General features: G+C 71.5%; 1 protein-coding gene. It reads right to left on the bottom strand.

Annotated elements, in window-relative coordinates; genetic code table 11:
* Positions 1 to 920, bottom strand: a 920-nt coding sequence (locus tag J0670_RS38215) for a methyltransferase (protein WP_207817365.1), incomplete at its 3' end; no start/stop codon positions are given.
* Positions 921 to 1262 lie beyond the last annotated feature (342 nt).

The following is a 1262-nucleotide window of genomic DNA, read 5'->3' as shown; positions in this document are numbered from 1 at the left end:
TCGGTGCGCTCGCGGGTGTCGGGCTCGCCGACGACCATCTTGATGACGTTGCGGAAGGCGGCGCCGGAGTCGTGCTCGGCCAGGGGGTCGATGACCAGGAGCGTCGGGGTGCCGTCGGGGGCGGTGCCGGCGCCCATCGCGCGGCGGATGTTGCGGAGGATCCGCACGCCGCTCTCCGAGCTCCAGTCGTGGAGGACGTTCTTGAGGATGTAGAGGTCGCCGCCCTCGGGGACCTCGTGGAGGATGTCGGCGGGCCGGAAGGCGAGCCGCTCGACGAGGTCCTGGTCGCCGGAGGCGCGGAGGTCGGCTTCGGCCCGTCGGCAGGTGTCCGGGCGGTCCACGCAGACGCCCTTGAGGTGCGGGTGGGCCTTGAGGATGGCCTTGAGGAGGGTGCCGTTGCCGCCGCCGACGTCGATCACGGTGCGGACGTTCTCGAACGGGACGTGCTCGGCCAGCACCGCGCCGATCGGACGGGCCCAGTCCTGCATCGCGAGGTCGAAGATCCGGGCGGTCTCGGGGTCCTTGTCCAGGTACTCGTAGAGCGGGACGCCGAACACGTGGGGCATGACCGAGGTGCCGGTCCGCACGGCCTCGGTGAGCCCGCCGGCGGCGGCCTGGGCGTACAGGCCGCAGAGCAGCGCGGTCAGGTGGCGGATCGACTCCGGGTGGTCGGTCCGGAGCTGCTCGGACTGCGGCGAGTTGGCGTAGCGGCCGTCCTCGTCCTTCGTGAAGACCCCCAGCGCCGTCAGGGCCGTCATGAGGGAGACGAGCGCGTCGCGGTCCGCCCCGACGGCCTCGGCCAGCTCCTCGGGCGTGGCCGGGCCGTTCGCGAGGGCGTCGGCGATGCCCAGGCGCGCCGCCGCGCCGACCGTGGCGGACGTGAAGGATCCCATGACCAGACCCAGCAGCGATGTTCCCATGGCCCCGTTCACTTCCTAAGCTTCGATGGCGGGTTGCGGACGACGGTCCTTCCGGCAGACGGTAACGGGGGCCGGTGCCCCGCGTCGCGTCGTTCAACTGCACTGCGAGGCCCGGTGAGTTCGTGGGCCCCCGGTCGACCCGGTGGTGCTCCGGGGCCCCGTCCGGACGCGAAGGGCCGCCAGTTGAACGGCGCCGGATGTCCCGCTTGCGGTGGGGGATCGACACGGTGTCATGTACCGTTTGGACGTGACTCTCCCAGAGGAAGATCAGGCTGGAGACATGACGGATGACAGGTCGTCGGGCGGTCACAGCGTCGGGGAGGTGCCCACGGGGGACATCAG

This window comes from Streptomyces sp. FH025 (assembly GCF_017427025.1).
Classification (GTDB): domain Bacteria; phylum Actinomycetota; class Actinomycetes; order Streptomycetales; family Streptomycetaceae; genus Kitasatospora.
The sequence above is the reverse complement of the archived record's forward strand: the minus strand, read 5'-3'. Positions and strand labels throughout refer to the sequence as shown.